General features: G+C 49.9%; 23 protein-coding genes. 8 read left to right on the top strand and 15 right to left on the bottom strand.

Annotated features, from left to right (window positions below):
• Positions 1 to 32: 32 nt before the first annotated feature.
• Positions 33 to 881, top strand: a complete 849-nt coding sequence (locus CLV60_RS12755; RefSeq protein ID WP_106595753.1) for a TIGR01459 family HAD-type hydrolase — start codon at positions 33 to 35, stop codon at positions 879 to 881.
• Between the two features lie 2 nt (positions 882 to 883).
• Here CLV60_RS12755 and CLV60_RS34660 read toward each other — a convergent pair whose 3' ends face one another.
• The 4 genes from CLV60_RS34660 to CLV60_RS12770 all read right to left on the bottom strand — a co-directional run bounded on the left by CLV60_RS34660 (position 884) and on the right by CLV60_RS12770 (position 5004).
• Positions 884 to 1933, bottom strand: coding sequence for an ABC transporter permease (locus CLV60_RS34660; RefSeq protein WP_229210946.1), 1050 nt, complete (start codon positions 1931 to 1933; stop codon positions 884 to 886).
• Positions 1887 to 3539, bottom strand: a complete 1653-nt coding sequence (locus CLV60_RS34665; RefSeq protein WP_229210947.1) for an ABC transporter permease — start codon at positions 3537 to 3539, stop codon at positions 1887 to 1889. Before CLV60_RS34665 ends, CLV60_RS34660 begins: the two co-directional genes overlap by 47 nt.
• The gene (locus CLV60_RS12765) at positions 3536 to 3871 is read right to left on the bottom strand and encodes a PadR family transcriptional regulator (protein WP_106595754.1); all 336 of its coding nucleotides are present in this window, start codon (positions 3869 to 3871) and stop codon (positions 3536 to 3538) included. The genes CLV60_RS34665 and CLV60_RS12765 overlap by 4 nt, the downstream gene beginning before the upstream one ends.
• Positions 3872 to 3993: 122 nt before the next feature.
• Complete coding sequence (locus CLV60_RS12770; RefSeq protein WP_106595755.1) at positions 3994 to 5004, bottom strand: N-acetylmuramoyl-L-alanine amidase family protein; 1011 nt, start codon at positions 5002 to 5004, stop codon at positions 3994 to 3996.
• Positions 5005 to 5137: 133 nt separating this feature from the next.
• On the opposite strand from CLV60_RS12770, the gene CLV60_RS12775 reads away from it, so the two are divergent.
• Together CLV60_RS12775 and CLV60_RS12780 are read left to right on the top strand one after the other, a co-directional pair.
• A complete protein-coding gene (locus tag CLV60_RS12775) occupies positions 5138 to 6679 on the top strand; it encodes a YifB family Mg chelatase-like AAA ATPase (RefSeq protein ID WP_106595756.1) in 1542 nt (513 codons plus the stop codon).
• Positions 6680 to 6748: 69 nt separating this feature from the next.
• Positions 6749 to 7396 carry a Uma2 family endonuclease gene (locus tag CLV60_RS12780; protein ID WP_106595757.1) on the top strand — a complete coding sequence of 216 codons (648 nt, stop codon included), beginning with the start codon at positions 6749 to 6751 and terminating at the stop codon, positions 7394 to 7396.
• Positions 7397 to 7404: 8 nt separating this feature from the next.
• Here the strand turns inward: CLV60_RS12780 and CLV60_RS12785 are convergent, their stop codons facing one another.
• From CLV60_RS12785 to CLV60_RS12795, 3 genes are all read right to left on the bottom strand, one after another.
• Positions 7405 to 8223 (bottom strand): hypothetical protein, encoded by an 819-nt coding sequence (locus tag CLV60_RS12785; RefSeq protein WP_106595758.1) that lies wholly within the window; start codon positions 8221 to 8223, stop codon positions 7405 to 7407.
• 144 nt (positions 8224 to 8367) lie between these two features.
• Positions 8368 to 9198: an enoyl-ACP reductase FabI gene (locus CLV60_RS12790; protein ID WP_106595759.1), complete on the bottom strand. Its 831-nt coding sequence runs from the start codon at positions 9196 to 9198 to the stop codon at positions 8368 to 8370.
• Between the two features lie 111 nt (positions 9199 to 9309).
• Positions 9310 to 10329, bottom strand: coding sequence for an alpha/beta hydrolase (locus CLV60_RS12795; protein ID WP_106595760.1), 1020 nt, complete (start codon positions 10327 to 10329; stop codon positions 9310 to 9312).
• Between the two features lie 174 nt (positions 10330 to 10503).
• On the opposite strand from CLV60_RS12795, the gene CLV60_RS12800 reads away from it, so the two are divergent.
• The 3 genes from CLV60_RS12800 to CLV60_RS12810 all read left to right on the top strand — a co-directional run bounded on the left by CLV60_RS12800 (position 10504) and on the right by CLV60_RS12810 (position 13945).
• A complete protein-coding gene (locus CLV60_RS12800) occupies positions 10504 to 11190 on the top strand; it encodes a response regulator transcription factor (protein ID WP_106595761.1) in 687 nt (228 codons plus the stop codon).
• A 161-nt stretch (positions 11191 to 11351) separates the two neighbouring features.
• Positions 11352 to 12335, top strand: a complete 984-nt coding sequence (hemB, locus tag CLV60_RS12805; protein WP_211302236.1) for a porphobilinogen synthase — start codon at positions 11352 to 11354, stop codon at positions 12333 to 12335.
• 89 nt (positions 12336 to 12424) lie between these two features.
• On the top strand, positions 12425 to 13945 hold the full coding sequence (locus CLV60_RS12810) for a M28 family peptidase (RefSeq protein WP_106595762.1): 1521 nt from the start codon (positions 12425 to 12427) through the stop codon (positions 13943 to 13945).
• 70 nt (positions 13946 to 14015) lie between these two features.
• Here the strand turns inward: CLV60_RS12810 and CLV60_RS12815 are convergent, their stop codons facing one another.
• The 4 genes from CLV60_RS12815 to CLV60_RS12830 all read right to left on the bottom strand — a co-directional run bounded on the left by CLV60_RS12815 (position 14016) and on the right by CLV60_RS12830 (position 18891).
• Positions 14016 to 16196, bottom strand: coding sequence for a S9 family peptidase (locus tag CLV60_RS12815; protein WP_106595763.1), 2181 nt, complete (start codon positions 16194 to 16196; stop codon positions 14016 to 14018).
• Positions 16197 to 16251: 55 nt separating this feature from the next.
• Complete coding sequence (locus CLV60_RS12820; RefSeq protein WP_106595764.1) at positions 16252 to 16434, bottom strand: type II toxin-antitoxin system antitoxin; 183 nt, start codon at positions 16432 to 16434, stop codon at positions 16252 to 16254.
• Position 16435: 1 nt separating this feature from the next.
• The gene (locus CLV60_RS12825) at positions 16436 to 17299 is read right to left on the bottom strand and encodes an SPFH domain-containing protein (RefSeq protein WP_106595765.1); all 864 of its coding nucleotides are present in this window, start codon (positions 17297 to 17299) and stop codon (positions 16436 to 16438) included.
• 128 nt (positions 17300 to 17427) lie between these two features.
• Positions 17428 to 18891: an energy transducer TonB gene (locus CLV60_RS12830; RefSeq protein WP_106595766.1), complete on the bottom strand. Its 1464-nt coding sequence runs from the start codon at positions 18889 to 18891 to the stop codon at positions 17428 to 17430.
• Between the two features lie 173 nt (positions 18892 to 19064).
• Between CLV60_RS12830 and CLV60_RS12835 the strand changes: the two genes are divergently transcribed.
• Complete coding sequence (locus CLV60_RS12835) at positions 19065 to 19931, top strand: UDP-2,3-diacylglucosamine diphosphatase (RefSeq protein WP_106595767.1); 867 nt, start codon at positions 19065 to 19067, stop codon at positions 19929 to 19931.
• A gap of 2 nt (positions 19932 to 19933) precedes the next feature.
• Positions 19934 to 21055 (top strand): glycosyltransferase family protein, encoded by a 1122-nt coding sequence (locus CLV60_RS12840; protein WP_106595768.1) that lies wholly within the window; start codon positions 19934 to 19936, stop codon positions 21053 to 21055.
• 21 nt (positions 21056 to 21076) lie between these two features.
• Here CLV60_RS12840 and CLV60_RS12845 read toward each other — a convergent pair whose 3' ends face one another.
• The 4 genes from CLV60_RS12845 to CLV60_RS12860 form a co-directional block, all read right to left on the bottom strand.
• Positions 21077 to 21550 (bottom strand): META domain-containing protein, encoded by a 474-nt coding sequence (locus CLV60_RS12845; protein WP_229210948.1) that lies wholly within the window; start codon positions 21548 to 21550, stop codon positions 21077 to 21079.
• A gap of 12 nt (positions 21551 to 21562) precedes the next feature.
• Positions 21563 to 22141 carry a hypothetical protein gene (locus tag CLV60_RS12850; protein ID WP_106595770.1) on the bottom strand — a complete coding sequence of 193 codons (579 nt, stop codon included), beginning with the start codon at positions 22139 to 22141 and terminating at the stop codon, positions 21563 to 21565.
• A 1-nt stretch (position 22142) separates the two neighbouring features.
• On the bottom strand, positions 22143 to 23429 hold the full coding sequence (locus CLV60_RS12855; protein ID WP_170118769.1) for an LVIVD repeat-containing protein: 1287 nt from the start codon (positions 23427 to 23429) through the stop codon (positions 22143 to 22145).
• A 192-nt stretch (positions 23430 to 23621) separates the two neighbouring features.
• Positions 23622 to 24854, bottom strand: coding sequence for a serpin family protein (locus CLV60_RS12860; protein ID WP_229210949.1), 1233 nt, complete (start codon positions 24852 to 24854; stop codon positions 23622 to 23624).
• Positions 24855 to 24947: the final 93 nt, after the last annotated feature.

Here is a 24947-nt window from a genome sequence, read left to right on the forward strand (position 1 = left end):
TCACACCCATTCACTCCCAAGACACCAACTGTATGGTACTCGATAATTTTAAATCCGTTATCTCGAAATACGACGTTATTTTCTTCGACGCATTCGGCGTGCTCAAAACGTACAACGGGTTGATCCCCGGCATTGAAAACACGTTTGCCTACCTGCGCGAACGCGGAAAGGACTTTTACGTGGTTACCAACGATGCCTCACGCAGCCCCGAGCAGCTGGCGCAAAGCTATGTGAACCTGGGCATCAACGATGTTACGCCCGACCGCATTATTTCGTCGGGTATGCTCGCCCGCGAGTACCTGGATTTGAAAGTGAGAAAAGGAACTGTTGCCTATCTCGGCACCGAGAATTCCGCCCATTACATCGAGACTTCGGATTTAAAGACGCTCTCCATTCGGGAGCTGGACCTGAACAACGTATCGGATATCAATGCATTGGTTTTCCTGGATGATGAAGGTTTCGACTGGAATACTGATCTGACCAAAACACTCAATCTGCTGCGCAAGCGAAACATTCCGGTGATCGTGGCCAATACCGACAAGACTTACCCCGCTTCCAAAAGCCGCGTTTCGTTCGCCATCGGCGCGTTGGCGAAGATGATCGAAAATACCATCGGACGGGAGTTTATCCGCTTCGGTAAACCCGACCCGCAGATGTTCATCTTTGCCTATCAGCACATTAAAAACTACCCTAATGTGAGTAAAGCAGACATTTTGATGGTAGGTGACACATTGAACACCGACATTCTCGGTGGAAACAAATTCGGCCTCGACACCGCCCTCGTGCTCACAGGTAACACGCAAGCGGAAGACGCAGAAGTACGTATCCGCGCGACCGGTATTATCCCGACTTACATTTGCGTGTCGGCGGTGGTTGAATAGCCTTATTCGCTCCGCAAACTTACGACCGGATTAGTTCGTGCCGCCCTCATGGATTGAATGGAGATGGTCAGGATCGTGATCACGGCTGTTATGCCAATGGCCAATGCGAATATCCACCAGCCGATATCGATGCGGTAGGCATATCTTTGAAGCCAATTGGACATCAGGAACCAGCCTAATGCCGCCGCAGGTATAAAACCCGTGACCAGTAATCGCCCGAAATCGCTTCCGAATATCCAGAGTACCTGGTTGTGTGTCGCGCCGAGCACTTTTCGCACTCCGATCTCCTTCGAGCGGGATTCGGCCATGAAAGTGACCAGGCCGTACAGCCCGAGGCAGCCGATCAGGATCGCAATGCTGGAAAATACGCGGATAAGACCTAACAGTATTTGTTCGGTGGAATAGAAGTCATTGATCTTGTCTTCCAGAAAACCGGCGTGGTAAACTCGCTCCGGAAACAATGCATTCCAGGCCTTTTCAATGCGCGGTAAAGTAGCATTCATCGTGCCGGTTTGAAGCTTAATGGCCGTCATGGCATAAGCATTAGGCTCGTTGACCACGGCGGCGGGCTGCGCGGAATTGCTCAACGGGTCAAGGTTAAAGTCCCTGATAACCCCGACAATCGTACGTTCCCGGTCCCAGAGCCTGATATCCTTGTTCAAAATGTCGGCCGGATTGCCGATGCCCAGCTGTTTCAGCATTGCCTGGTTTACCAACGCTTCCCTCCGTGAAGTGTCCCGGGATTCCAGGTTTCTCCCGGCCAGCATTCTTAATCCAAAAACAGGCACATAATGGGCATCCCCGATCCGCACACGTACCTGGAATTTCTCCTTTTCAGTACGGTGATCGAATGTAAATGACTCATCGGTGTCCATTTGGGACATAGGCGGTTCGCCACCCAGCGCCACAGCCTGCACGCCGGGCATTGTGCCAAGCTGATCAATCCAGGCGTCGGCCCTCGCTGCATTACCGCCCGGAATGCTCACCATCAGAATGGCCTCCCGGTCAAATCCGGGATCGGCCGTTTTCAAATGCTTCACCTGCGCCGACATCACGATGACGCCAATGATGAAACTGCGTGATAAAAAATTGCACGACCACCAGGCTTTTCCTCACCGAAAACCTTCCATTACGCCCGGTACCGGGCTTGCCTTTCAATGCGGCTACCGGATTGAAGCGGGCGAGCACCGCCGATGGATAAAGTCCTGCCAGCAGGATCACCAGCATTACCAGGCTTCCAAACCACCACACTGCATGGGTATTCAATAAATCCAGCACGGAAATGTCTGCGCGCAGCATCCACAATGCACCATTCAGCATCGGCAAGTTCAATTGGGTAAGCAGTAATGCCATGATAAATGCCGCCCCGCACAACATCGCTGTTTCCAGCATAAACTGCCCGATCAGTTGCGCACGCGAACTACCCATCGTTTTACGCACCCCCACTTCCTTAGATCGTCTGACCGCCTGTGCTGTGGACAGATTGATAAAATTCACACAGGCCGCAATCACCAGAAACACGCCGACGACAATCAATGCATACAAAATAGGGCGTGGAGCAGGGCCGTAACCGGGCATATGGAACATTTCATGCAGCGGGATCGTCCGCATTTTGTACATTCCCGCGCCTTTTGCATTGTAATGCTTCCGTGTGATTTCTGCCAGCGTTTGGTCCAGCCGGGCAACATCCACGCCCTCTTTCAGTGCCACCCAACACATGGTAATTGGCTCGCCCCAGGTTTGCATCATGCCAGGATCGTTCCACAAGCCCGGCAACGTGGAGTAAGAAATGAGCACATCGTACCGCAGTTGTGTATTGGAAGGCGGGTTTTCGATAATACCGGTTACCGTAAGGTCTGTTTTGTTATCCAGCCGTAATGTTTTGCCTATGGCCTGGTCTGTGCCGAAATACCTGGTTGCATATTCCTTCGATAGCACGACGGTATTGGGAGCACTCAATGCCGCCCGCTGGTCACCTGCCGCCCATTCCGAATCGAAGACATTGAAATACTCCGGCTCTGTAAAACAGATATTCCGGGATTCTTCAAATTTCTTTGACATGCCGCCCTTCCCGTCCGGGACGCCGACTAATGCCCCGAACACATTGTTCAGCCGCACGGCATTTTCAACAAACGGATATTCATCGCGTAGCACCTGCCCGACCGGCCTCGGCGTCACATCCGTTGGCTGTGGTTTATCGTTCAGAATATCGGTAACGACCCAGTAAATGCGTTCCGACTTGGCGTGATAGCGGTTAAAACTAAACAGGTAACCCACAAGCAGGAAAATCACCAGCCCGCTCGCAAGCCCTACCGACAGGCCCAGGATGCTGACAACGCTGGTCGTACGATTGCGCCAAAGGTTTCGCAGCGCGATTTTGAAGTAATTGTTGAACATAGCCGGGTATGGGGTCTGATTGTTCGAATGAGTCCGGGTCCTTAATGCTTTCGACCAGCCTGCCTGCCCGAACCCGAACCGCAGACGGACGAAGCCTATTACATTCAAAGAATAGCGCCTGCTCGCTTCCTTTTGGCCAAAAGCCAGGTAATCGGCTTGAAAACGCTCGTAGAGATCGCCCTGTACTTCTTCCAGCAAGTGGGGCGTGCACAACAACCTGAGCAGGGCGTCTGCCCAGCGGGGAGGATTAGGAGGGCTCATATTGTGGCTATCAATGTATCTGGTCCAATCGCATTCCAAAGGCGGTTTCGCATTTCCTTGATCTCCGATAATGTCGCACCGCCCAATGCCGTCACGACAAACAGCCGCTTCCGTCTGCCGCCACGCTCGGCCGTGGCTTCTCCCAGGTGGGACGCGAGCATTCCTTTTTCTTCCAAGCGATGCAATGCAGCATGCACAGCGCTGATATTCGCCGAGCGGCCCGTCTGGTCCTGCAACTCATCGGCGATGGCTACTCCGTAGGCTTTCTCTTTTAAAATCGCCACGGTCAGCAGCACCAGCTCTTCAAATTCTCCAAGGTAAGTCCGCTTCATTATTCTATATATTTCACTTTTGTAGATAAAATAATCATGCCAATTTGAAAGGTACTTATATATCAATTAATTACATATAAAGCAAAATGGTTTTTTGTCCGCAATCGGACGGCCGTAATTCGTTAACGGACAGCAGTTGTAGCTGAAATGGGTACATAATATTCGCGGAAACGCTGGTCCTCCTGCCCTGCTTCGACTGCTTTCCCCAATTTACGGAGCAATACAGCGCGGATCTGATGACACTGGCCGGCTACATAGGAATCGGGGAACGAGCGGGCTGAGCGGGTAAAAAGCTCATATGACTCCATTAGCAATGCCGTATCCCTTTTGTTCATAAACACCTTGCCTTCATCGAAATCCTGACGCCAGCGTTTCGCGATGGGCGTCATGCGCTCCGCTTCCTGGAAAACTTTGAATGCGGGTATCACAGGTACCTTCGAGTTTTTTGCGGCAATGGGCGCGACGGGCTTCGCAAAAAACGCGATAATGGCCTCGGTATAGGCTAATGCTTCTTTCCCGTTATATTCAGGTTGTTTGAGGCGCTGCTCTTCGGAAGGATTGGTGAAAAACGAGGCCTCGGCGAGCAGTGCCGGTATTCCGTAGGTGTTTCTGAGGACGGAAGCTCCGGCATCCGCAAATATGGTGAAGTCCGAAACAAGGGATACCGGCGTGTTGGGTTTGTGTAAATATTTCAATAATCGTTCAGCTAATGCTTTGCCAAAATCCACACTGGCTACATTCTCCGACATATTCCCGTGAAAATAAATGATCGGAAAGTTAACCGAGGAATCGGCGGTTGCATTGTGATGGATCGAGACGAAAAGATCGGCTTTGCGCTCTTTGGCAAGCTTTGATCGGTCGATCAATGGCACTTCCACGTCCTCGATACGCGTCATAACCACCTTAGCTCCTTTCTTTTCGAGCATTTTTTGCAACAGCAATGCTACGCGCAGGTTCACCCACTCCTCCCGCTCACCGCCCGGGCCTACACGATAACTGTCAGTAGCCGCCGTACCGCCGTGACCAGGGTCGATACAGATAATTTTTCCTTTCAGCGGCTTTCGTTTTGATTGCGCTACGGTAAACGATATGATACCTACGAAAAATAACAGGGTCAGAAGGATGCGATTCATGGGCTCAGGATAATGGAATCATAAATTAGGAATGATCAGGCGGTTGCGCAAGCCTTCCCGACGGTTTCCCTGCTTTAACTCTTTTCCTGCTATTTTTACCAAAAATTTTTCTACTTACTCAAAGCACACACTTATGCTTGCCAAAACATACGGAAGCGCCGTTTTCGGCGTCGATGCCACAATCATCACCATTGAAGTAAACGTCGGCCAGGGGCTGGGATTTTACATGGTCGGCCTGGCTGATAGCGCTGTGAAAGAAAGCCAGCAGCGGGTTGAAGCCTCTCTGAAACATTTCGGCTACAAAATGCCCCGGCAAAAACTGGTTGTAAACCTGGCGCCCGCCGATATCCGCAAAGAAGGCTCCGCCTACGACCTGCCTATTGCCATTTGCACATTACAATGCTCCGACCAACTCGTTTGTGTCCGCGATCCGGGAGACTACATTATCCTGGGCGAACTCTCGCTAGACGGTATTCTCCGGCCTATCAAAGGCGTGCTCCCCATTGCCATCCAAGCCCGCAAACAAGGCTTCAAAGGCATTGTATTACCGGCTGAAAACGCGTCCGAAGCTGCTATCGTAAACAACCTCGACGTGATCGCCGTCGAAACCTTAGCCGACGCTATCGGTTTTTTCAAGGGAACGAAAGATATCGAACCGCTCCTCGTCGATACCCGCGACCTCTTCTTCACCTCTCAGAACGACTACGAAGCGGATTTCGAGCATGTTCAAGGGCAGGAAAACATCAAACGCGCATTGGAAATCACTGCTGCCGGGGGGCATAACGCCATTATGATCGGTCCACCCGGAGCCGGCAAAACCATGCTTGCCAAGCGCATTCCGAGCATATTGCCACCGCTAAGCCTGCCTGAGGCGCTGGAAACCACTAAAATACACTCGGTGGCAGGAAGGCTGGGTAAGCAAGCTACATTAGTTTCGCGGCGCCCGTTTCGCTCGCCGCACCATTCGATCAGCGACGTCGCGTTAGTAGGCGGTGGAAGTTACCCGCAACCCGGTGAAATATCTTTGGCGCATAACGGCGTGCTATTTCTGGATGAGCTGCCGGAATTTAAACGCTCGGTGCTGGAAGTCATGAGACAGCCTTTGGAAGAAAGAAAAGTGAGTATTTCGAGGGCTAAAATGGCTGTCGAATATCCTTCCAACTTCATGCTCATAGCCAGCATGAACCCCTGCCCCTGCGGCTACTACAACCACCCTGAAAAAGATTGCGTCTGCGGCCCGGGCGTCGTACAGAAATACCTCAACAAAATCAGCGGGCCGCTCCTCGACCGCATTGATCTCCATGTAGAAGTGACCCCCGTCTCCTTCGAACAAATCTCCTCCACCCGCAAATCCGAAAGCAGCGAGCAAATCCGCGAACGCGTGATAAGTGCCCGTCAACGCCAGACCGAGCGATTCCAAAACTATAAGGAAATTTACTCCAATGCGATGATGACGCCCGAAATGGTAAAGCAAATCTGCATTATCAACGACGCCGGCAAAATGCTTCTCCGCAAAGCCATGGAACGCCTCGGCCTGTCCGCCCGCGCCTACGACCGCATTCTCAAAGTATCACGCACCATCGCCGACCTTGCGGATAGTGATGATATCAAAGTCGAGCATTTGGCGGAAGCGATTCAATACCGGAGCCTGGATCGGGAGAACTGGGCTGGATGACAATGCCCATAGTCTATCTTTTCACCCTAAACTTTGTTAAATTTGGAAACACTACAATTGACAAAAGAGATGAGTAACCGCATCGTTTCGGAAATCATGAATGTGCCGGATGCATATCTGGTGCTGGATGCGGTGCAAAAAGCGCTCGATGAAGAGCGGAAGCGTCGATTGAAATTTTACAATGACATTACCGAGCAGGAGAAGACCGAGTTTATCAATGGCACGATTGTCGTCCACTCTCCGATAAAGATGAAGCATAATAAAGCCTCGCTACGGCTGGCCCAGCTTTTGAACATTTATGTCTGCAAACATAATCTGGGTTTTGTTGGAATAGAAAAGATTATGATCACCCTTACCAGAAACGATTATGAGCCCGATATTTGCTTTTTTGGCAAAGAAAAAGCCATTACGTTCACGGCCGATCAATCTCTTTTTCCCACTCCCGATCTGGTTGTGGAAGTGCTCTCCACATCCACGGAAGCCCGCGACCGCGGCGTAAAATTTGATGATTACCAGGCACACGGAGTTGAGGAGTACTGGATCATTGATCCAGAGAACGAGACACTGGAACAATATCACCTCATTGACGAAGCCTACAAGTTGATTCTCAAAGCGCCAAGTAATGACGTCAAAAGCTTCGCCGTAGAAGGCTTCCAAATTCCCATCCGCGCCATTTTCGACGATGATGAGAATCTGAAAGCCATTCAAAATTTATAGTATCCTACTCAAAGTTCCTCTACACTCACCCCGCCCAGCTCCTGGAAGAGCGTTTGCCAGTAACGCGTCACGTGTGGGTTATTCTCTTTGCTTGAAGCAGTCGGTTCGAAAGGCGATACGATCGTCACCTGCGGCGAACCAATCGCGTAACGTTCCAGCTTCTTGGTATCTTCTTTTGCATCCGCTTCTGCTTCGGCATCGCTTTTAGGTGGATTGGTATGAAAATCACGGCGGTCGGCACCTTTGACGCTTTCTACCATATCACTGAAATAATACACTTTCACTTCCGAGCCACTTTCGCCCGCTTTGGCGATTACAGGTAAGCTCGCCCAAATGTCAGTCGACAGATTGGATGCCCCTGTATTTTGCTGATTGAGCTTCGCCAGCAACTGACGCAGGTAAATACTCTTTTCCTTTTGCAATGTCAGCTGAAATGCGGTTTCAATGCCTTCGCGATCGGTCGCATTCGCGCCTTCGAGGTTGTCGCGTTCGCTGCGGACGGTCAGAGACAATGCACGGGCCTTGGATGTGTTTTCGTGAATGAAATACACCTCCAGTTTATCGCCCTTGTTCTTCATATTCTGCTCGATAATGTCGGTCAGAGCCTGGCGGTATTTGTCGTTCACGTAACGTTTATCAACGTGTACGCTTTGCGTTTTATCCAGAAACACCAGCGTATAAACCGGCGCATCTGGTGCGGCTTGTTGTTGAGTAGCTTCTTTTTCGCCGCCGCAGGAAAACAATGTCAGGAACATGGTTGCGAGCAGCAGGCGGCTTGCCAATGCCAGGGGTTTGCTGAAAAAGGGGTGATGAGTCTGATGATTCATAAATGGATTTTATTTGGCTAAACTAATTGGTTCTTCAAACATTACACAACGCGAAACGGTGTGTATACGCATTTATTTTAATACAAAAAGAAAACCCTTCAAAACACGTGCCTTGAAGGGTTTCCCTGAATATGATCTTCGATATTACTGCTGTTTCTGCGCGTGCTCCTGGATCATCGTTACCAGCTCCTCGGAAATACCGGTTGAAGAATATCCACCGTCGTGGTACAGGTTCTGCATCGTCACAAAACGGGTCAGATCCGAGAACAGCGTGATGGCATAGTTCGCGCAATCATCTGCCGAAGCATTGCCCAGCGGGCTCATTTTTTCTGCAAAATCATAGAATGCGTCGAATCCTTCAATACCCGAGCCGGCCTTGGTTTTGGTAGGCGACTGTGAGATCGTGTTCACACGCACATTTTTGGCTTTTCCGTAACGGTAGCCATAGCTGCGTGCAATGCTTTCGAGCATTGCTTTCGCTTCGGCCATGTCGCTGTAAAAAGAGTAGGTTCTTTGCGCCGCAATGTAGGATAATGCCACAACCGATCCCCAGTCATTGATTGCGTCAAGTTTCTCGGCTACCTGCAAAAATTTGTGCAGCGAAATCGCTGAGATATCGATGCCTTTCTGGAACCAGTCGTAGTTCAGGTCACCGTACTCTTTGCCTTTGCGCACGTTCAGCGACATTCCGATCGAGTGCAATACGAAGTCGATCTTGCCGCCGAGGATCTCGGTCGATTTGGTAAAAAGATTCTCGATATCTTCCAGAGATGTAGCGTCAGCAGGGATAATCTCGGCGTCGCATTGCTTCGCCAGATCGTTGATCGCCCCCATCCGCATGGCGATAGGCGCGTTGGTGAGTACGAACGTGGCACCTTCTTCCTTTGCTTTCAGCGCTACTTTCCAGGCAATGGAGTTTTCGTCCAATGCACCCGATATAATTCCTCTTTTTCCTTTTAATAAACCGTAAGCCATGTTTCCTTTTATTGTTGATTAATTAGGATGTCTGTTCAAGCCGGCAAAGTAAAGCATTTTTAGCGGGTTTAACCACAATATCCGCCGTCACTCAGCCTTTCCCGTACCGGTTCAAGGCTGAGTGACAGACTTTTCTACTGGTTTCAAATGCAGCTTTTCCTGAAAAAACCGGTCTGTGGCCTCGTACACGCTCTTTACGTCTTTCGACCGAAGCCGCGACCCGATCACATGGTCGCCGGCATCCGGAAATGCCCTTTCCTCTTTGAGGTCCGCCGGCGTACCCAGGCCTTCAAACATTTTACGGATCGCCTTCACCGACACCACTTTATCCTGGTGCTCCTCATCTTTATAATAATACCCTACAAAAACCGGCATTTTCACTTCCGCGAATACCTCCGGCCGGGCAATGGCGTCGATCATCTGCTGCAACGTCGTGAGCCCGTTGGTATGGTAGCCCTGCAACCAGAACTGCGCCTGCGCCGGGATGGAATCCTTACCCATGTTGTGGGTACCCATTACCTTATGCAGGATTTGCTGGCCCCAGGGGCCAGTCACGAGCTTCATTGCGGGGTTTGCAATAGCCATACAAGGCGAATAAAGTACCAATCCCTTGATTTCCGGGTGAGTGGCCGCCAGGTAAACGGAAAGCAGGCCGCCGGCCGAAGTCCCGATCACAATCACCGTATCTCCCAGTACCTTCCCGATTGCCAGCGCACGTTTCGCTCCGGCGAGGAAATTGGCTGGCGTGAGGTCGTCGAATGCATTGGTATCGGCGATACCGGCATCGTGCATACGCGAGAGATAGAGATTGGCCCCGTATTTCTTCGCCAGGTCCCTGTGAATGGGGTCTCCCTCGGCCCAGCTTGCACCAAACCCGTGAATGTATACGATACTGTATGTGGTCTTCTGCTTCAAACTATCGTTCGCCCACACGATCCGCGCCTCATTGTCGGGCTTCAAAAGCGGTGTAGCCTTTTCGGTACGGTTTATCTCCTCTTCCAGCTTGGTTAGATCGCTGGTAACAGTAGGCAAAACAGGCGTAAGACGTGCTTCCGGCACTTTTGGTCCGGAAATGTACACTACACCGAGGATCACGAGGATCGCGGCGACCCATAGGATGAACTTTAACATTTTTTATGAATTAAGAAGGTTTCACAGATACGAAAGATCGCTAGTTTTATCGGGTTAATTTACGCAGGATGTAACCATTCAGCAATTTTTCCTGAATTCTGTTATTCTTAGGCCAACCCACCCCGCGCAGGGATGTTGTATCTTGCAAACCTAAACGATTTACCGCTTTTCCAAATGCCCAATCTCTTACTCGTTGAAGACGACGCCAACCTCGGAATGCTTCTTCAGGAATATCTGACCGATAAAGGCTTTCCTACCGACCTTGCTACTGATGGGCAAAAGGGCTGGCAGCATTTTGTGGATAAAGAATACGATCTGTGCATTTTCGATGTGATGATGCCCAAAAAGGACGGCTTTTCACTGGCAAAAGAGGTACGTATGAGTGGGCGTGATGTGCCTATTATTTTTCTAACGGCGAAGTCGATGAAGGAGGATACGATGCAGGGATTCCGGGTCGGGGCGGATGATTACGTGACCAAGCCCTTCGATCGTGAAGAACTGCTCATGCGGATTCAGGCTATTCTCAGGCGCTACACCCGGCAGACCGATCAGCCGGAGGAGGTCAAAGCATTCAAGATTGGGCAGTATACTTTTGATTATAATCATCAGCAGCTAGCCATCGGCGACTCTTCCGCACGCCTTACGAGCAAGGAATCGGAGTTGCTGCGGCTGTTTTGCCAGAATCTCAATCAGCCTATCAGCCGCAGTTTTGCATTGAAAACCATCTGGGGCGACGATTCCTATTTCAATGCCCGCAGCATGGACGTTTACATCACCAAGCTCCGCAAATACCTCCGCGAAGATCCTTCGATCCAGATCATGAATTTGCATGGAGAGGGTTTTAAGTTGATGGTAGGGTAAATGGAAGAAAGGGAGGATGGAGAAAGGGGAGGATGGAGGATGGAGGATGGAAAAAGGGGTGATTTGGGAAACTCTGTGTTTCTTTGTGTGGTTTTCTTAAAGTATTTCCATAAGCTTCCATAAAAAGCCGACGGCCCAGCGCCGATCGCCGAATGCCTATCATGATTCAATTAGACCGTCGTCCCCGACGCAATAGAAAATCCGCAGGTGTGCGTGACCTCGTTCAGGAAACCAATTTGCAGGTATCCGATTTCATTTTCCCCATGTTTGTCGTAGAAGGAACACGGCAAAAGTCCGAAGTGAAGTCGATGCCCGGCATTTACCGCTATTCACTGGACAACCTGCTCGAAGAACTCAAAGAAGTGACCGACCTGGGTATCAGGGCGATCGACCTTTTCCCCAACTATCCGGAAAGCAAAAAAGACCGTTTTGCGTCGGAGAGCTATCACGAGGATACTTTCTACCTGAAAGCGATTACCGCTGTGAAGGAGCAGTTTCCCGAGCTGGTGATCATGACCGACGTGGCCATGGACCCGTACAGCTCTGACGGCCACGACGGGCTCGTTGAAAACGGTAAAATACTGAACGACGCCACGCTCGAAGTCCTCGCCAATATGTCGCTGGCACAGGCCAAAGCGGGTGCCGATATTCTTGGTCCCAGTGATATGATGGATGGCCGCGTGGGCTACATCCGCCGCCACCTCGACGCGCACGGATTTACGGATGTGAGCATTATGTCGTATTCCGCCAAATATGCCAGCGCCTTTTACGGCCCATTCCGTGATGCATTGGAATCCGCACCTAAGTTTGGGGATAAAAAGACTTACCAGATGAACCCCGCCAACAAGCGTGAGGCATTACTCGAAGCACAACTGGACTTTGAAGAAGGCGCTGATATGCTGATGGTGAAGCCTGCATTGTCGTATCTTGATATTATCCGCCTGCTCGACGAAAATTTCGACATTCCGATCGCCGCTTACAACGTTTCGGGTGAGTATGCGATGGTGAAAGCCGCCGCACAAAACGGCTGGCTCGATGGCGAGCGTGCGATGATGGAAGTACTCACCAGCATCCGCCGCGCGGGAGCGAAATGCATCCTGACCTATTTCGCGAAAGAAGCAGCCGCGATATTGAACAAACGGTAGCGAATTCCGATTTCCGCCACATACAATGTGGAGATGTCTGATTATCTTACATCTTCACATTTTCTTTTTAAAATCATCACAAAACAGTCATGAAACTACCTTTCCTCCTGCTACCGCTCGGACTGGCCCTCGCGATTCCGGCCGATGCGCAGAAAAAGACTTCTTCATTACCTGAATTCCAAATCAAAAAATCCGAGACCGAAGCACATATCCGTTTCCTCGCAGGTGACGAGCTTATGGGCAGGCGTACGGGCGAGCAGGGTAACTTCGTAGCGGCCCGTTACATTGCCGAGCAATTCCGCAAATTGGGCGTAGTACCCGTGCCAGGCAATACGGAAACGGGTACTTCGAGCTATTTTCAGCGGGTACCATTCGAAAAAATGGGCGCTAACGGCCCCGGGGAGATCGCGGCAGACGCCGAAATCATGAAAAGCGGCACCGACTGGCTATTGATGGCCGGCGATGCGGTAGACCTCAAAGCCCCGATCGTTTACGCGAGTTTTGGTTTGGAAAATACCGCCAAGAGCTGGGACGATTACAAAGGGTTGGACGTAACAGGCAAAATTGTGTTGGTAGAAAGCGGCACGCCCGAAACCCAGACGCCCTCCGAAATCATTGCTACATCTACCGAAAAGCGTAAGATCGCCCAGGACAAAGGGGCTATTGCCGTCATTGAGCTTTTCAATGCGCCTATCCCCTGGAACACGGTAAGCAAGTTCTTCGCAGGAGAAAAAATCTCGCTGGCCGAAGGTACTACCGCGAAATCCATTCCGCACGCCTGGGTGAACGGCAAGGAGGCCAAATTCGCCCGTGCGTTGCGGGCTGCAAAAGAGGTTACTTTCAAAACTTCCGGAAGAATCGCGAAGCCTATTTACAGCTACAATGTGGCTGGCTACATTCCTGGCAGCGATCCAAAATTGAAAGAAGAGTACATTCTGCTTTCCGCGCATTACGACCACGTGGGCGTAGGCAAGCAAGGCGGGCAGGCGTACACGCCCGAGGACAGCATCTTCAACGGTGCGCGCGATAATGCGTTTGGCGTAACTGCATTGCTTACTGCGGCCGAAGCATTGGCTAAAAACCCGCCCAAACGCTCGATTGTGATTGTCGCATTGACGGGAGAAGAAGTTGGCTTGCTGGGCAGCAAGTACTACGCCTCACATCCGATTATGCCTTTGAACAAATGCATTTTCAACATGAACTCGGATGGTGCGGGGTATAATGATACCACGATCGTTTCGGTAATGGGCCTCGACCGCACCGGCGCTCGTGCGGAGATCGAAACTGCTTGCAAGGCATTAGGACTGGGTGTTTATGCCGATCCATCGCCGGAGCAAGGCCTTTTCGACCGTTCCGATAATGTGAGCTTTGCCAAAGAAGGCGTTCCCGCCCCGACTTTCACGCCCGGTTTCAAGGAATTCAACGGGGATATTATGAAAAACTACCACCAGGTAACCGACCATCCCGAAACCGTGGATTTCAACTATCTGCTGAAATTCAGTCAGGCATATACGTATGCGACCCGCCTTATTGCCGACCGCAAAACGGCACCGCAATGGAGCGCTGGTGATAAATATGAGCCGGCGGCTAAGAAGCTATACGGAAAATAAGGTTTTCATTACAAAAGGAAAGGCCTCCGGAGCAATGCTCCGGAGGCCTTTCCTTTTGTAAAATACGATACTATTTCGCTCCTGGAGGGCAGTTCTTTCTCAGATAATCTGTGAACAGCGACCTCAAATGCACTGACGTTCCCTCGCCCTCGGAAATGCTATGCGAGCGGTTCGGATAAGGCATAAACTGGAACACTTTATTAGCCTTGATCAGCTCATTAACGAGCATTTCGGCATTCTGGTAATGTACATTATCATCGCCGGTTCCGTGGATGTACAACAGGTTTCCACGAAGGTTCTTGGCATAGGTAATCGGAGAGCCTTTCACAAAATCCTCCCGATTCTCCTGCGGAATGCCCATATAGCGCTCCTGGTAAATGTTGTCGTAGGTGAGCTGGTTGGCCACAGCCGCTACCGCGATACCGGTTTTGAAATGTTGCGGATATTGGAATAACAGGTTCAAAGTAGAAGAACCGCCGCCGCTCCAACCGTGTACCGCCACGCGGCTGGTATCGATGAATGCAAATTGTTTGAACATCGCCGTGGCAGCGCCGTCCATGTCTTTGATATTGATGCGGCCGATGTTGCGGTAGATCGCCTTGCGCCATTTCGCTCCCTTGGGCGACGGGGTACCACGGTTGTCGATGGAAGCGTAAATATATCCGTCGTCGGCCATGTTGCCTGCATACAAACGGTTCCTGCCGGTTCCCCAAACGTCTTTTACTGTACTCCCAGCTGCTTCACCGTACACCGTGAATACGATCGGATATTTTTTGTTCGCGTCGAAATTGGTCGGTTTCACCATCCAAGCATCTATTTCCACCCCCTCGTCGGTCTTCACCTTGAAGAATTCGATATTTATCTTCGAGGAATTGATCTTGTCTTTGGATTGTGCGATCGAGTTATTAGGGTCGATCGAAACGTGCTTAGGAAACGAGATCCATTCTACCAGAGGTGATGTTTTCGCATTCGAAAACTGGTGACGACCGAATTTGCCCAGCGGCGAAATGTCGTAAGCGTGCGTGCCCGCCTGATCGGCAGGAGTAATACGCACCGGTGTGCCTTTGCCATCGAGCGAAGTCTTATACAGATAGCTCTGTGTCGCATTATCGGGCGAAGCCATGAAGTAATAGGCATTGTTCTTCTCGTCGATGCGAACGGGGTTGATCATGTCGAAGTTACCCGCTGTAATGAGCGTTTCCTTCTTTCCATCGCGGCTTACGCGATAGGTATGACGCCAGCCGTCTTTCTCACTTACCCACAAAAACTCCTTACCGCCGTTGATCCAGTCCCAGCCCATCGGGTCATTCTCCCAGCGGCTTTTGATATCGATCCAAGCCTGGTCCTTTTCGCTGTAAAATGGTTTCGCGCTGCCGTCCGTGGTATTGATATAGAACAATGTGCTCTCATTCTGCTTACGGTTCAATTGCTGGATCACGAGCTCATTCGGCATACCCGACCATTCCATCCGCGGAACATAGGTATTCTGCGGATCTCCGGGGATATTCATCCATTTCGTCTCCGCCGAAGCTACATCCACCACACCTATCTTGTACGGTGAAGGCGTTTCGCCTACCTTGGGATATTCAACGGGTACATTAAATGAATAAATGGAGTCCGTCGTGTTGATCATCAGAAAGTTGCGGATCTTGCGCGCGTCGAGCTGCCAGTAAGCAATGGATTTGCTGTCGTCGCTCCAACGGAAACCGTCGCGGCAATCGAATTCTTCTTCGTACACCCAATCAAAGGTACCGTTGATCACGCGATCGGTACCGTCCTCGGTAACCTGCTTCACTGCGCTGGTCGCGAGGTCTTCCACGTACACATTATGCTTGCTCACATACGCGACTTTCTTGCCGTCGGGGGAAAATTTCGCGAACATCAGTGACGACTCCGGCAAGCCTTTTCCGAGCTGCTTCAAAGTTTTGGCGGTCATATCGTACACCCAGTAATCGCCCCTTGTATCGTAGCGCCATACGCGTTTGGTGTTCGTATAAACCAAAACCTTATCCCCCGCTTTACTGATTGAATAGCTCCGGATGTTCAACGGCGCTCCACCTTGCGGCGTAAGTTGGTCGGATGATACGATTACTTTTTCCTGATTGCCGGGCAAAGTTGCTTCCACGATCTGGCTATCGCTGGCATCGCGGTAACCGCTGCCGTCGGGCAGCCATTGAAATGTGTCGGGAATCTGCGCAAAAAGCTGAAAGGAAAGGATTGTTAATGAAAGTGTCCTGAATATTTGCTTCATGTGAGCTTTAAAAAATTAGTACGACAACTATATAAGTGCAATTTTAACATTTTAATTAATCTTTTGCACCGTCCCCATCGCTTCCCTTTGATTTTGAGCGCCTTTGTTTTTTCAATGCCTCACTCAGCAAAAACTCGATCTGCCCGTTCAAACTGCGAAAATCCTGCTGTGCCCAGGTTTCGAGTTCCCTAAGCATATCAGGATTGATCCGCAAAACAAATGCTTTTTTCTCCGCCATATCATGGATACAAAGTGCCGGCGTTCAGAATGGGTGTCGCCGCTTTCTCACCGCACAAAACTACCAACAAATTGCTCACCATAGCGGCTTTGCGCTCTTCATCGAGCTCCACGATCTGCTTATCCGAAAGCATGGCCAATGCCATATCCACCATTCCCACGGCTCCATTGACGATCTGACGACGCGCTGCTACCACAGCTGATGCCTGCTGGCGTTGCAGCATCGCGCCTGCGATCTCGGGTGCATAGGCAAGGTGACTGATCCGCGCTTCGAGGACGTCTATACCGGCCCGGCTCAGGCGCTCGGTAAGCTCGGCTTCGAGCATTTCATTAATCTTTCCACTACCGTCGCGCAACGTCACCTCCTGGGTGCTGGCTTCCTCATCTTCCATCGAGTCGTAAGCATAAATGCCCGCCAAATGCCGCACGGCCGCCTCAGACTGGATTTCCACATATTTTACATAATCATCCACCTCAAATGACGCCTTCGCCGTATCGCCCACACGCCACACAACCACCGCCGCAATTTCGATGGGGTTACCGAGTTTATCATTCACTTTCAGTTTCTGGCCATTCAGGTTGCGGGCACGGAGGCTGATTTTTTTCCTGCGAAATAACGGGTTCACCCAGCGCAGACCATTTTGTTTCATCGTACCCATGTAATCCCCGAAAAACGTAGTCACAACCGCCTCGTTTGGGTTAATGACCGTAAGGCCGATCAGGATGATAAATCCGGTGACGCCGATAATAATTCCCGTAACCGGGCTACCGGTTGCGATCGCATACACAAAGCCACCAAAAAGCAGTGCAAGGCCTATCACAAACAGCAGATAGCCAGAGATGGAGCGTAATTCTTTTTCGATCATAGTTGGCATAGTTTGATATTAAATTGATATCACAATATTATCAAACTATGCGCAACTTCCTATTGCATTTGGGACAAAAAAATTCCCGGAGCCTGTGACCGGCTCCGGGAAAGGATGGGTGGCGGCTGCTATCGGCGATAGACCGCGCCTGCCAGCTGAAAATTGATGGGTACATTATATTTAACCCGAACCTTTTGCCCTCGCATTTCCCCCGGATTCCATTTGCCATTCATCAGCTTCACCACGCGAAGCGCTTCCTCGTCCAGCCCGTAACCAACGCGGTTTTCCACTTTATACTCACACATCGAACCATCCTCACATACTACAAACGAAAGCATTACCCGTCCTGAAACGCCGCTGCGCGCCGCATTAATAGGGTATTTGATATTCATTCCCAGAAATTTATAGAACTCTTTGATTCCTCCTTTGAACTCGGGACTAATCATGGTATTGGTATATTCTTTCTCTTCCCCATTCGCCCAGGAAATACCGCTTTTGAATTGTCCCAGGTCGTAAACTTCCTCGTAATACCGGGTGCTATCCGCCAATTTCCCGATCCAATTCCCATCTTTCACCCCATTCACAACCTTTCCTTGCTCGAAAAGCGACCTGCCATTGGGCGTTTCTCCGACAGCCCTCCAATAGCCGTCGCCGTTTTTCACGTATTGCGCTCCATCCGGCCCCCAGGCGTTCATTAGCATAGGCTCCTCCTTGACACCCATTTTATTGACCGGGAAATCCCTGTGAGCCCTGATTTGTCCATTGGGGTCCCAGTAAACATCGGTGATCAGCGAATCTGATATCAACTGCTGGCGCCTTACCATTCCATCCAGGTCATAATCTTTGATCAGAGATGCCTTTCCGTCAATACCGTACTCGACGTAGGATAGCATACGGCCTTCGGTATTAAATATGACTTCCGTGGCATGGCTGGCCTCATTGTAATCGCGTGCGGAAATCCTGAATGCAGCAATCGAGTCCGCATCCGGGTTTACAAAACGCGACTTGTAGCGGATCGGCGTCTTTGCAAATTTGGCCTCGCCAAGCCGCTTCCATTTTTTGCCTCTTGATTCTTCATAAGCCACATCTCCCGATACGAAACCCCGCTCATCAACCGGCAATGTCCTCCGGTATTTGGCACGAGTGGAATCGATCGCAACGAATGCCTCATTGAAATAATCGATGAAAGCATGCCTGGCCTCATGGTAAGTCGGTTTAGCCTCTGCCTTGAATGTCACCGGGAAAAAGACCGTTTGCCGGACCCTTTGCCCGCCAAGCATAGCCGGTTTCCAGGCTTTGTACATGGCCAGTACTTGTACCGCCGCCGCATTGCACAGGGTGTCGATCCCCCGTGTGACCTCAATTTGGCTCATACTACCATCGGGCTGCACGACACCTTTGAGATAAACCCTTCCATTAACGCCCTTGATCGAGCTTTGAAGCGGGATTTGAAGATTGGAACTGATAAACTGGTTGAGTACCGTAAGACCACCTGCCGGCTCGGCTTGTTTCTCCACTTCATGCGGCAAATAGGCCTGCTGAGCGAATGCCTGCACAGTTGAAAACAACAATAGAGTGAGTAGTTTTTTCATTAGGGTTGATGAGCTATGTCACCGGTAAAAATCATTCTTTTATTTTAAAGATACTCATAGTTACTCTTTAAATATTTCAAAAGCGGTTTGTAGAAGTAGTTTCCAACACAAACTTAACCTACTGATAACCTGCGAATAATATCCAGTTAATATAAAATGAGAAAATTTGTATCATGGGAGATACAACTCACTTTCGGACTATCATCATTTCTGACGTTCACCTCGGAGCAGGAGGATCGAAGGCAGAAGAGGTCACCAATTTTCTGAAAAGCTATACCTGCAAGAAGCTTATCCTGAATGGCGACATTATCGACGCGTGGCAACTGAAAAAGTATGGCGTGTGGAAACGCAAGCATACGCTGTTTTTCAAACGCGTGCTGAAAATGATAGAGGAGAACAAAACGAAAGTGATCTACATCCGCGGAAACCACGACGATTTCCTCGACCAGATCATCCCCCTGCGCCTCGGCAAGCATTTCCAGATCCGCAAAGATTATATTCTGACTTCCGGAACACAGCGGTTTTACGTTACTCACGGCGACGTTTTCGACTCCATCACTACCCATTTGAAATGGCTGGCTTATCTGGGCGATATCGGATATACGTTCCTGCTCTGGGTCAATAAATTTTATAATAAATATCGCGCATGGCGCGGCCTCTCCTATTACTCTTTATCGCAACGTGTAAAGCAGTCGGTGAAAATGGCCGTGAACTACATGACCGACTTTGAAGAGAAGTTGACCGAACTCGCCCGCTCGCGCAGCTGCGACGGCGTGATCTGCGGGCACATTCACCACCCGGCCATTCGTGAAATTGATGGGATCAAATACATGAACTCCGGTGACTGGGTCGAGACGTTGAGTGCGCTGGTAGAGGATTTTGAGGGCAACTGGAGCCTGCTATACTACGACCAGCAGCAGATCATCGAAAAGCCTGTAAAAAAAACGAGTACCAAAAAAGTCGTTGAGAACTTCCCCGGCCTCGAAAAGCAGGTGGCGTTCACCAGTTTTCTGACGGGGCGGAATCAGCGCTATCTATAATCATGAGAATCCTTTTTCTGGTTCAGGGAGAGGGCCGGGGCCATTTGACGCAAGCCATTTCGCTCGGCCAGATCCTGCGTAGCGCAGGACATAAGGTGGTGGGCGCGATGGTGGGGACATCTCCGGGCCGGAACATTCCGTCGTTTTTCCAGGAGCAGATCTTCGCTCCCGTGCATCAATTTGCCGCACCCAATATCATTTACAAAGCGCACGGCGGCGGAATGAATGTGGGTAAGACAATAGCTACACACCTTGCACATTTACCTAAATACCTCAAAAGCCTGCATCGGATTCACGAAACAGTGAAGCAGATCAACCCCGACCTGATTGTGAGTTTTTACGATACTTACGGCGGGCTTTACAATCTGATTTATCGCTCGGGCATACCGATGGTGTGCATCGCGCACCAATATCTTTTGCTCCACCCGAAATTTATCTTTCCTGAAAACAGCCGGATCAACCAGTTTCTGATTAATCTCAATTCAAAATCGACCTCCTGGCTTTCTGCGAACCGGCTTGCATTGTCGTTTCGGGAAATGCCCTCGGCACCTGAGTTGAAAATTACAGTGGTACCACCGTTGCTGCGCAAGGAAGTGATCCGGCTCGCTCCGCAAAAGGGCTCTTTCATACTCGTTTACATGACCCATCACAGCCTGAGTTCCCAGGTGATCGAATGGCACCGAAAACATCCGGATGTGCACTTACATTGCTTCTGGGACAATGCGGATGCGTCGGAAGAGTTTGTCTTTGATAGTACGCTCACTTTTCATCAGATCAACAGTGAAAAATACCTTCGGATGCTGGCTACTTGTCGTGCATTAGTGACGACAGCCGGTTTCGAATCGGTTTGTGAGGCGATGTACCTGGGGAAACCTGTAATGATGGTGCCTGTACCTAACCATTTCGAGCAGGAATGTAATGCGATCGACGGAGTGATATCCGGCGCAGGGGTAATGTCCAGATCGTTTGACCTGTCGGTGATTTTTGATTACCTGCCGAAGCACGTCGATCAATCGGAGAAATTCAGGGATTGGTACAACCGCGGGCAGCAGATGTTTGTGCGGGAAATCGCGGAATTTGAGAAGTCAATTCATATCAGGCGGAAAATGCAATCGGAGATTTGACATCCTCCGCCTGAACTACACCTATTTATCTTTTTTGAACACAAGCTGCTCGGGGTTCTGATCAAATTTGAGGATCAGTTTATCCGATTGAACGTGGTAGCTCCCTTTACTGCCCGTCGAATCTGACGGCAGCCAGGCTTTGCGGCTCCACTCCGGCTCCCCTACCTTACTTCCGCCAAAGCTGGTAATTTTGAAGGTACAATTCGGACCGAGCGTATAGGCGCCGGAAACCGTATTCACAAAAGTATGACCCGCAATCGTACCGCTTTTCTGATCGTCCGAAAAGGTAAAAACCACGCTTTTACCACTAATTCCGGGATCTTTATCCGTGGCATTTGTAACAGTATTCTGAAAATAATCCAGGCGCCAGGTACCGGACAGCGAAGCGATTTCGGAGCATGGCGGCATAGCACAGCAATCCTTTCCATTTCCGCACTCAAATGCAGTTAATGCAAGAAAAGTAAGACAGATGAACAAATACGCAATCCTTTTCATGGCTTATAAATTTTAAAAACTAATCCCTAACCGCAACGCGAGCCTGTTGTAAACCCGGTCTTCGAAACGCTCTTTCTGATCCCACAACGGTACTTTGGTGACGCGCGCTTCCTGCCGCTTGTAGGTCAGCGCCAGCGTAAATGCGGCAGCTCCCTGCTTTCCTACCTTGATACCCAGGCCTGGATTGACCATCAGACCACCTTTTGTGTCAAAGCCTTCGGAATCGTCGTGAAACCAGGCGAACGCATAACCGGCGTCGAGCGTGCCAAAAAGCTGCACATTTTTCCTTCCGGCCAAATCATACCGCACGCCTCCCGCTATCGGGTTCAACAATGCAGCTTTGTACCAGTCCATTCCAAGGGTTACACCGGCGGACAGCCGGCGGCTGAACTGCAGTCCATTGAATGTCTGAATAGTGAGGCTCGTCTTGCTATCAACCTGCTCCTGGTTTCCGGTATAGGGGTTGTTATACCTAACCCTGCCAAACAATCCGCCGAATTCGGTATGATTCACGAATCTGAGGCCTTTACTCGTTTGCGCATTCGCGGCGGTAGCAGCCAGCAGCAACCATAAGTACACGATCTTTTTCATATCAAATCGCTTTTCCGACCGGAATTTTGCCCAGCAACTTCAAATCTTTCGGATTGGAAGCATCATATTGGTAAAAACCGTCCTCCCCGATCAGCAGCAAAGTTTTTCCGAGCGAAATCACGTCATATGCGTGCATATTCTTGAAATGCGCCAGTTGGTTTTTATCCACTGAGAAGCGCTCGCTCACATCAAATACTTTAAGACCGTGCTCGCCCTCGCAGAGGAAGAGCGTCGGAAAATTAACACTCAGGCCGTGCGGATTTTCCATTTGGTAGCTTTTGATGAGTTGCGGCGCGGCAGGATTGCTCACATCCACGAGGTCGAGTTGGTTCTGGCCTCCCCCGCACGCGGTGCCCGTACGTAACGTCACATAAGCGACGCCCTCGTGCACCACCACGGGGTCACACGCGCGACCGTGCTGGAACATCGAAAGCCGCTTAGGCTCCGCAGGATCGATATTATCATAGATAAACATGCCCGTCGACGAGCCGATAAATAGCTTATTATCGTAAGGGAAAATAGTTTCTATACCCCAACCGAGATCTATTGTCTTAAAATCAACTGGTTGGGAGGGTTTGTCGATCTTGAACAAATGCATTTGGCTCTGGCCGACGGCGTAGAGAAAGTTACGATCGAGCGCGAAACGGGCCATGGAGCCGCCCTGCCCGCTGGTACTGCCCGAAGATTGCGGCGAAGCCGACGATGCACTGCTGAAAGACGCCCTGTCGGCAAAAAACCAACCATCCCACCACGACGTGGGCGAGATATTGTCTTCGCAATTCACAGTCACGGTTTCCTCTACCCATTCTACATTCTGGTCGGAAATAGCGCCTATGCTTTCATTAAGCCCCCAGCCGCCGCCATCGAATGTTCCTGTCTTAAAAACATTTTTCACCCGGCCTACTTCTTTGGGCGCGGTAGGGTCGATAATGTCGATCGAAACGAGGTCCGAGTAGCTATCCGCATAAAGAATGTTATCACGTACCGCAATGTCGCCATTACCCGGGACATTGATGAATGTTACAAATTGTGGACTGGCAGGATTACCATTGTCGATAATATGAATCCCCTTTTTTATTTCATTAACATATAAATATTTTCCCTTCACATACATCTTCCCTGGTTGCTCCAAAGCACGAGGTGATTCAGCCTTAACCTGCGTCCTGAGCTCCATCAGGGAATACGTAACGTTCGTGAAACGGCGCACGACGCGAGTTTCCTTACATTGGTCATTACACGACCAGCAAAGCCATGCTATGACACATAACAGTAAAAGTTTAGGTTTCATACGGTTAGGTTTTAGAGGCTAGTAAAAATAATATTTCAACTTGGGTAAATGCAGGACAACCTTTTTCCGTAATTGGTTGGAACACAAAACAAAATCGTCCGAAAGCAAGGCCTTCGGACGATAACGCACCCCGAAAATACCGGCGAACCGGTATTTTTTATCTTTAATATTTTTAGATGCTTTGCCGCATACTTATTTCGATTCCGGATTTTTAATCCTACCCATAAAAAGAATGGTATTGGAAGTATTTTCGCTTATGATTAAGCCAAACGGCCGGTCACAAATAAGCCTAGGCTTCACCGGTCCGGCGGATGTAGTTCCGACACCGATCGTGGTCACCGCCGCTGCTTCAGTTCCCTTCTCATCGATCCCCAGGTATGCGTCCTGCTTAATAAAATCAACATATAAATTCGCCAATCTATTGATTTTGCCGAATTGCGCATTTCCTTCCACAAATGCTCGCTTGATGCCCATTCCTTGCAATGTACCCTTCAATTGAGCCGAATATTTGAAAGTAAACCTTGGTAATCCCACGGTAATACCTACTTGTGTCATCCCGCTATTCAGCTTCGCCCATCCTTCTCCCGTGATGTCATTCAATACCGCATCCACTGAATTCAGGCCTTTTGGAATGAGCAGCGTCATGTTAAACTGCCCATTGGCATAGGGAAGGCGTACTGCGTCGTAATTGCTTTCGGAACCCACTTCGAAATCGGATTCAGCAAACATCATTTTTACATTTTTGCTCTGCCCGTTTTCAAGCGTGAATGGCGTATCCTGCGTCCTGGCAGCATCAAACTTCGTTCGCCAGTCTCCTGTGAAATACAATGCATTCAACAAAAACATGACGTGCTGCGGCTGGATCTTATCCAGGACCATCGGTATCTTTCCGTTTGTCTTATCGCTTGCCCACTTATTGATCCGGTCTTTCGCGGCATCGTCAAATGGCAGTCCTGTTACTTCCGACTCAAATGCGTTTTTCAAAACAGATTGAAAATCATTTTCAACTGAAAAATCATTTCTATACCAAACCGAATTCGCCAATCCTAAACTCACTTTTGAATCGGCAACCGGCAAATCGTTGATCAATGTGTTATATGCCGCATTCAAATCTGCCAATGCAACGGCATCCATTTTCAATGCTTTTTGAATCTCGTCCGCAGTTTCATTTTCCGCCCCGTTCAAAAGCATTCCCAAAGCCATGTGCAGGCTGAGTGGTGATACAAAGAAATTCTCCTCTGCTCCTTGCGACTTCTGTAAGGCATGAATGAAATCGAATGCAAAAGAAGTAGTCCCGTTCGAAACCGAGGCCGGTATCTCTACCGGATTTACATCATTCCCCGGCGCAACGTTGTCGTTTGTGCAGCCAAACAGCATCGCTGCTGCCAGCATCGGAACGGTGATCGACTTCTTTGAAATTTTCATGGCTAATAGATGCAAGAGCATTTTTCTTCTCCACAATCAACCCACAAATCGATAGATTCAAACCAACTGGTAATGGTTGGAATCTTTTTTGAA

Source organism: Dyadobacter jiangsuensis (genome assembly GCF_003014695.1).
Taxonomy (GTDB): domain Bacteria; phylum Bacteroidota; class Bacteroidia; order Cytophagales; family Spirosomataceae; genus Dyadobacter; species Dyadobacter jiangsuensis.

What these genes read in the sequence shown, in the direction of transcription:
- CLV60_RS12755 (WP_106595753.1), top strand. Translation starts at nt 33, where the DNA reads ATGGTACTCGATAATTTTAAATCCGTTATCTCGAAATACGACGTTATT.
- CLV60_RS34660 (WP_229210946.1), bottom strand. Translation starts at nt 1,933, where the DNA reads ATGTCGGCGCAGGTGAAGCATTTGAAAACGGCCGATCCCGGATTTGAC.
- CLV60_RS34665 (WP_229210947.1), bottom strand. Translation starts at nt 3,539, where the DNA reads ATGAGCCCTCCTAATCCTCCCCGCTGGGCAGACGCCCTGCTCAGGTTG.
- CLV60_RS12765 (WP_106595754.1), bottom strand. Translation starts at nt 3,871, where the DNA reads ATGAAGCGGACTTACCTTGGAGAATTTGAAGAGCTGGTGCTGCTGACC.
- CLV60_RS12770 (WP_106595755.1), bottom strand. Translation starts at nt 5,004, where the DNA reads ATGAATCGCATCCTTCTGACCCTGTTATTTTTCGTAGGTATCATATCG.
- CLV60_RS12775 (WP_106595756.1), top strand. Translation starts at nt 5,138, where the DNA reads ATGCTTGCCAAAACATACGGAAGCGCCGTTTTCGGCGTCGATGCCACA.
- CLV60_RS12780 (WP_106595757.1), top strand. Translation starts at nt 6,749, where the DNA reads ATGAGTAACCGCATCGTTTCGGAAATCATGAATGTGCCGGATGCATAT.
- CLV60_RS12785 (WP_106595758.1), bottom strand. Translation starts at nt 8,223, where the DNA reads ATGAATCATCAGACTCATCACCCCTTTTTCAGCAAACCCCTGGCATTG.
- CLV60_RS12790 (WP_106595759.1), bottom strand. Translation starts at nt 9,198, where the DNA reads ATGGCTTACGGTTTATTAAAAGGAAAAAGAGGAATTATATCGGGTGCA.
- CLV60_RS12795 (WP_106595760.1), bottom strand. Translation starts at nt 10,329, where the DNA reads ATGTTAAAGTTCATCCTATGGGTCGCCGCGATCCTCGTGATCCTCGGT.
- CLV60_RS12800 (WP_106595761.1), top strand. Translation starts at nt 10,504, where the DNA reads ATGCCCAATCTCTTACTCGTTGAAGACGACGCCAACCTCGGAATGCTT.
- hemB (WP_211302236.1), top strand. Translation starts at nt 11,352, where the DNA reads ATGATTCAATTAGACCGTCGTCCCCGACGCAATAGAAAATCCGCAGGT.
- CLV60_RS12810 (WP_106595762.1), top strand. Translation starts at nt 12,425, where the DNA reads ATGAAACTACCTTTCCTCCTGCTACCGCTCGGACTGGCCCTCGCGATT.
- CLV60_RS12815 (WP_106595763.1), bottom strand. Translation starts at nt 16,196, where the DNA reads ATGAAGCAAATATTCAGGACACTTTCATTAACAATCCTTTCCTTTCAG.
- CLV60_RS12820 (WP_106595764.1), bottom strand. Translation starts at nt 16,434, where the DNA reads ATGGCGGAGAAAAAAGCATTTGTTTTGCGGATCAATCCTGATATGCTT.
- CLV60_RS12825 (WP_106595765.1), bottom strand. Translation starts at nt 17,299, where the DNA reads ATGATCGAAAAAGAATTACGCTCCATCTCTGGCTATCTGCTGTTTGTG.
- CLV60_RS12830 (WP_106595766.1), bottom strand. Translation starts at nt 18,891, where the DNA reads ATGAAAAAACTACTCACTCTATTGTTGTTTTCAACTGTGCAGGCATTC.
- CLV60_RS12835 (WP_106595767.1), top strand. Translation starts at nt 19,065, where the DNA reads ATGGGAGATACAACTCACTTTCGGACTATCATCATTTCTGACGTTCAC.
- CLV60_RS12840 (WP_106595768.1), top strand. Translation starts at nt 19,934, where the DNA reads ATGAGAATCCTTTTTCTGGTTCAGGGAGAGGGCCGGGGCCATTTGACG.
- CLV60_RS12845 (WP_229210948.1), bottom strand. Translation starts at nt 21,550, where the DNA reads ATGAAAAGGATTGCGTATTTGTTCATCTGTCTTACTTTTCTTGCATTA.
- CLV60_RS12850 (WP_106595770.1), bottom strand. Translation starts at nt 22,141, where the DNA reads ATGAAAAAGATCGTGTACTTATGGTTGCTGCTGGCTGCTACCGCCGCG.
- CLV60_RS12855 (WP_170118769.1), bottom strand. Translation starts at nt 23,429, where the DNA reads ATGAAACCTAAACTTTTACTGTTATGTGTCATAGCATGGCTTTGCTGG.
- CLV60_RS12860 (WP_229210949.1), bottom strand. Translation starts at nt 24,854, where the DNA reads ATGAAAATTTCAAAGAAGTCGATCACCGTTCCGATGCTGGCAGCAGCG.